5 protein-coding genes are annotated in these 6,149 nt (G+C 41.4%); 2 read left to right on the forward strand and 3 right to left on the reverse strand.

Annotated features, from left to right (window positions below; translation table 11 throughout):
* Positions 1-7: 7 nt before the first annotated feature.
* The 3 genes from kdpB to kdpF are packed head-to-tail and all read right to left on the reverse strand — an operon-like array spanning position 8 to position 3,879.
* Positions 8-2,071, reverse strand: coding sequence for a potassium-transporting ATPase subunit KdpB (kdpB, locus tag PSE83_RS19900; RefSeq protein WP_272661048.1), 2,064 nt, complete (start codon positions 2,069-2,071; stop codon positions 8-10).
* Positions 2,072-2,084: 13 nt separating this feature from the next.
* A complete protein-coding gene (gene kdpA, locus PSE83_RS19905; protein ID WP_112307271.1) occupies positions 2,085-3,788 on the reverse strand; it encodes a potassium-transporting ATPase subunit KdpA in 1,704 nt (567 codons plus the stop codon).
* A 1-nt stretch (position 3,789) separates the two neighbouring features.
* The gene (gene kdpF, locus PSE83_RS20445; protein ID WP_071585860.1) at positions 3,790-3,879 is read right to left on the reverse strand and encodes a K(+)-transporting ATPase subunit F; all 90 of its coding nucleotides are present in this window, start codon (positions 3,877-3,879) and stop codon (positions 3,790-3,792) included.
* A 452-nt stretch (positions 3,880-4,331) separates the two neighbouring features.
* On the opposite strand from kdpF, the gene PSE83_RS19910 reads away from it, so the two are divergent.
* Both PSE83_RS19910 and PSE83_RS19915 read left to right on the forward strand, forming a co-directional pair.
* Positions 4,332-4,538 carry a YbfA family protein gene (locus tag PSE83_RS19910; RefSeq protein WP_036957942.1) on the forward strand — a complete coding sequence of 69 codons (207 nt, stop codon included), beginning with the start codon at positions 4,332-4,334 and terminating at the stop codon, positions 4,536-4,538.
* Positions 4,539-4,772: 234 nt separating this feature from the next.
* Positions 4,773-5,516: a type 2 GTP cyclohydrolase I gene (locus PSE83_RS19915; protein ID WP_181489493.1), complete on the forward strand. Its 744-nt coding sequence runs from the start codon at positions 4,773-4,775 to the stop codon at positions 5,514-5,516.
* The last annotated feature ends 633 nt before the right edge of the window (positions 5,517-6,149 follow it).

The raw sequence follows: 6,149 nt of genomic DNA on the forward strand, positions 1-6,149 counted from the left end.
CAACTCCTTATATTCCAAAAAAACTAATAAGCAGATCAATCAGTTTGATCCCAACGAATGGCACAATTAACCCGCCTAAGCCATAAATGCCTAAATTACGTTGCAATAATGATTGGGAACTCATTGGGCGATAATGGACACCTTTAATGGCTAAAGGGATCAAGAAGATAATAATCAATGCGTTGAAGATGACCGCAGAAAGGATAGCGGACGCAGGTGAATGTAATTGCATAATATTTAATGCATTTAATTGTGGCCATGTCACCGCAAAAGCTGCAGGGATAATGGCAAAATATTTAGCAATGTCATTGGCAATACTGAAGGTGGTTAATGAGCCGCGAGTCATCAACATTTGTTTACCAATATGCACGACTTCAATTAATTTGGTTGGGTTAGAGTCTAAATCAACCATGTTACCGGCTTCTTTTGCCGCTTGGGTGCCAGAGTTCATTGCCACTGCGACATCCGCTTGCGCCAGTGCTGGCGCATCGTTGGTGCCGTCACCTGTCATGGCAACTAAGCGGCCTTCAGATTGATATTGGCGGATCAACGCCAGTTTGGCTTCCGGTGTGGCTTCAGCAAGGAAATCATCAACCCCAGCCTCTGCCGCAATAGCAGCGGCGGTTAGGTGGTTATCTCCCGTGATCATCACGGTTTTGATGCCCATACTGCGCATTTGAGCAAAACGCTCTTTCATTCCACCTTTAACGATATCTTTGAGTGCCACAACCCCTAATACAGTTTGGTTATCAACGACAACGAGTGGGGTTCCTCCCAAATGAGCAACTTTTTCGACCAGTTGATCGGCTTCTAGTGGGAATTTACCGTGGTTAGCTTCGATATAACGACGGATCGCATCCGCAGAACCTTTGCGGATCATCCGTTCGCCAATATTGACGCCACTCATACGCGTCATCGCAGAAAAAGGAACAAAAGTCGCATTCAGGGCATGAATATCTCTTTCACGTAAATTGAATTTTTGTTTTGCCAGTATCACAATACTGCGACCTTCTGGTGTTTCATCGGCTAAAGAGGATAACTGTGCTGCATCAGCCAGTTGCTGTTCAGTGATCCCCGTTAGCGGTAAAAACTCCGAGGCTTGGCGGTTTCCCAGTGTAATTGTCCCCGTTTTATCGAGTAATAGAACGTCAACATCTCCCGCAGCTTCTACGGCACGCCCGCTGGTGGCAATAACATTGGCTCCTAGCATGCGGCTCATCCCTGCTACACCGATAGACGAAAGCAAGCCACCAATGGTGGTTGGGATTAAACAAACTAATAGAGCAATCAACACTAAAATAGAAACTGCATCGCCAGCACCGGCATAATCTGCGGCAAAAGAGGTAAAGGGGTACAAAGTTGCACAGACAAGGACGAAAATGATCGTTAATGCAGTTAACAAAATGGTGAGTGCGATTTCATTGGGTGTTTTACGGCGTTGCGCACCTTCAACCATGGAAATCATTCTATCTAAGAAGGTTTCACCGGGGTTGACCGTACATTCCACGATCAGCCAATCGGAAAGTACGCGAGTTCCCCCTGTTACAGAGGAAAAATCACCACCAGATTCACGGATCACTGGAGCTGATTCCCCTGTAATTGCGCTTTCATCCACAGAGGCGCCGCCTTCGATGACTTCCCCATCGCAAGGAATGGTATCTCCAGCACGGATCAACACAATATCGCCTTTACGTAACTGATCTGAATTCACTATTTCTTGATTGGCATCCAGCGAAGCAGACGCTAAACGCGTTGCGCTACTTTGTTGCTTTACGCCTTTTAAGCTTTGGGCTTGTGCTTTGCTACGCCCTTCAGCGAGCGCTTCCGCAAAGTTGGCAAAAATAACCGTAAACCACAGCCAAAGGGTGATCATACCACTGAACCAAGCACTACCTTGTGTGTAACCCATTACCATGGCTAACCAAAGTAACGTAGTGATAATACTGCCAATAAAGACTACAAACATCACTGGGTTACGCCATTGCGCTTGCGGGGTGCATTTTTTGATTGATTCAATAATAGATTGTTTAATTAATTGATTGTTGAATAATTTAGTTTGTTTATTTTTCATTTTTTTCCCTTCATTATCCTGCAAAACCAATGTGTAATTGTTCAGCGATTGGCCCTAATGCTAAAGCCGGCACAAAGGTGAGTGCGCCAATGAGAAGCACGGTGAAAATAAGTAACCCAATGAATAAAGGTCCTGTTGTGGGTAAAGTGGCATGGCTTTGGGCTTGTGGCTTTTTATTGGCCATTGAGCCTGCAATCGCTAAGACGGGAAGGATCACACCAAAACGACCAATAAACATGGCTATTGCAAGTAGCACATTGTAGAACGGCGTATTCGTGCTGAGCCCTGCAAAAGCGCTACCATTATTATTGGCGGCAGAAGAAAAGGCATATAGCACTTCACTAAACCCATGCGCGCCTGGATTTAAAATCCCTACACGCCCAGCTTCGGTCATTAATGAAATAGTTGTACCAAGTAGCACTAAGGTTGGGGTGACTAAAATCGCCAGTGCGACCATTTTCATTTCACGCACTTCAATTTTTTTACCCAGGTATTCAGGTGTACGACCAATCATGAGACCAGCAAGGAAGACTGCGAGTAATACAAATAGCAACATGCCGTATAAACCGGAACCGACACCGCCAAATACCACTTCACCAATTTGCATTAACCACATTGGTACCATTCCGCCCATTGCGGTAAATGAGTCATGCATTGCGTTAACCGCTCCACAAGAGGCTGCGGTGGTGACGACGGCAAACAAAGCGGAGCCGACAATCCCAAAACGACTCTCTTTTCCTTCCATATTGGCAGAGCTAGTGGCATGCAGTTCGGCTAAAAATGGGTTTCCCACATATTCCGCTTTAACTACGACTATGGCAGCAACCACAAAAATGATCCCCATAACCCAGAGTAAGGTATGGCCTTGCTTGTTGTTACCAACGACACGACCAAAGGCAAAGCAAAGTGCAGTAGGGATTAGGAAAATCGCTAACATTTGCACAAAATTACTCAGTGCAGTTGGGTTTTCAAAAGGGTGCGATGAATTAGAGCCGAAGAACCCACCACCATTTGTGCCGAGCAATTTTATCGCTTCTTGGGACGCAACTGGCCCCATCGGTAATAGCTGTTCACTGCTATCTAAAGGATGAATAAGTAAATAATTGGAAAAATTTTGGATCACACCTTGGCTGACAAAAAATAGCGCAAAAATAATCGCTAAAGGGAAAAGCAAATACACAGTAATGCGGTAAATATCTAACCACGCATTACCGACAGTTTTATTGCCATGGTGTGAAAAAGCACGAATAATTGCGAAGGCCACAGCAAGGCCTGTCGCTGCGGAAAGAAAGTTTTGTACAGTCAGCCCTGCCATTTGGCTTAAATAACTTAATGTATTTTCGCCGCTATAGGCTTGCCAGTTAGTATTAGTAACAAAACTAACCGCGGTATTAAAGGCTAAATCCCAGCTCATCCCTTCAAAGTGTTGAGGGTTAAGAGGTAAACGGCCTTGGCAGATTAAAATAACGAATAATAAAACAAAGCCTAAAAGATTAAATAATACAATTGCTAAGGCATATTGTCGCCAATTCATCTCAGCCATTTCACGCCCTGGTTGTTTGACTCCAGCAAGGCGCCAAAGTAAGGACTCACTGCTTGCTAACCGACGAGGTATATCATTGTCGATTAGCCGAGCAATACCGTTACCTAAAGGTTTTGCTAAGATGAATAAGATCAGTAAAAAACTACCTAAAAATAACAATGTAGTGGTAGTCATATCAGAAATCCTCCGCGTTAAGCAGGGCATAAATCAGATACGCCAGCAGTAAAACAACGAGAACTGCCCCAATAATGGAAAGTAATGACACAGTATTTTCTCCTTATTATTTCCATGAGATAAGGCTAAAGAGTTCGTTGTAAAGAAGCTGATAAAAATCACGGGTAGGGTGTAAAAAAAGTATAAAAATGGTTATTTATCGAGCAAGAAGAGAGTGCTTAATAGAGAAAGTGGCGTGTGGTTTTATTAATTTATTTGTTAAATAATTGTAATTTAAATGTACAAATAAAACATTAATTGGTTAAAAAATGTAATAAAAATACGGAATGAACAGATTTTTTAGAAAAATTTACATACTAAGTGGTCAGATGAGTGGTTTTATTACACAATTTGCGATATCCTATCTACAGTCAATATATTTCATATTATCTGTTCGGTTTTAGTCGCTCTTTACTACTGTGTTAATGGGAAATGTGTGTTAATGGGGAATGGTAGAGCAAAGCTGGAATCGACAAATAAAGTGGCAACTGAAGGAGGATACCGATGTCCACATATCGCGAATATTCCCGTAATCAGGTACTTGCACGCCGCACTGCTGCTGTAACAGCTGGCATTATTGCGTTTCCGGTTATGGTTTTTTATCCAAAAAGAGCAAAGTTTTATAGCCATTTACATAAAGTTTGGGCAAAAACCAGTGATAAACCGGTTTGGCTAGAACGTTCAGAGACAACGCTGGAAAGTCACCGCTAATTTAGTACTTAATGGCGAGTAATAACCCCTACAATGTTGAATTGTGGGGGTTTTGTTTTTTTATTTTCTTACTTTCATTTACTATCCACTTGGGTTTTTCTCGATTAATGCCCTCGATTTGTTCTAAATAACACAGAAAAAAATTATGTTTCCGTTTATGCTTATTGATTATCAGTCAATTACGTTCAAACTGGTGGATAAACCGTTTAGCTGTGCAGTAAAAAGGACAACATAATGCATAATTTAAGATTAGAAGAAATCATTAATGAAGAATTGAAAGTTAGTGAGTTCCAAGATTTTGCACCGAATGGATTGCAAGTTGAAGGGCGACCCCATGTACATAAAATCATCACAGGGGTGACAGCTTGCCAAGCATTGCTGGATGTTGCTGTTGAAAAGAAAGCTGATGCCGTCATTGTTCATCATGGCTATTTTTGGAAAAATGAGCCAGCCATTATCAAAGGCATGAAGAGAAATCGCTTAAAAACATTATTAGCGAATGATATCAACCTATATGGTTATCACCTCCCATTAGATGCACATCACCAACTAGGTAATAATACTCAGCTTGCCTATATTATGGGGGTGCAGGTGAACGGCCAAATTGACCCATTAATGCCATTTGGTTTTTTTGATCAACCCATTACACCTTCAGAATTAACGTCTCGCTTAGAAACTCGCCTTGGCCGTAAAGTTCTTCATTGTGGTGATAATGCAAAAGAAGAAATTCGCCAAATTGCATGGTGTACAGGAGGAGGGCAAGGTTTCATCCTACAAGCGGCGGAATTTGGCGTAGATGCCTTTGTAACAGGGGAAGTTTCCGAGCAAACCATTCATATAGCAAGAGAAATGGGTATCCATTTCTACAGTGCAGGGCATCACGCAACAGAGCGTTATGGGATCAAAGCACTGACTCAGTGGCTGGTGGATGAACATGGATTAGATGCCGAATTTATCGATATCGATAATCCGGCTTAATTTTCGGCGCCTTTTACATCACTGCGTTGTTGGCTGCATTCACGAACCCTAGTCACATACTTATGTATGCTCCTAGGGCTTCGCTCTCTTGCCGCCTAGCTGTGATTCGAAAAGCATAGAAGATGGATTAATAATATATTTATAGAATTAAATTTTCGTTTTATTCGAGCGGTGGCGGTGTTGGCTTCACTTAATATGTATGTACCTAAGATTTAGTTTGATATTTGAACGTATTATCAATATGACCGATACTTTTCATAAGCTTAGATAAGTATCCTTCTGTTTTCTTTTAATATTATTCTTTAATATAGTGCTTTCTTGCTAAATTATTGTACCGCTCCTGTACCACACAAGAAAAATGTAAAACTTACAGTTGGTTAGTGAATAAATTGATATTAATCACTTGCAATTTCATGGTAGGTAGTTAAATACACTATAAAATTAGGCCGATAATTTCACTGCTAGTAGAGGGTAGCTTAAATTCTCTATTTTATTTATTTTAAATCATGTTGTTATGAAAATATCGCAAGCTGAAATATTTAGTAACATAGTTTATTTCTATGTACATTAGAACTTACTGGGCTTATCGCAGTTTGGTCTATTTTTTACTCGATGATTATTCGGTAATGATTC

The sequence above is a fragment of the Providencia sp. PROV150 genome (genome assembly GCF_028481025.1).
In the GTDB taxonomy this organism is placed as follows: Bacteria; Pseudomonadota; Gammaproteobacteria; order Enterobacterales; family Enterobacteriaceae; genus Providencia; species Providencia hangzhouensis.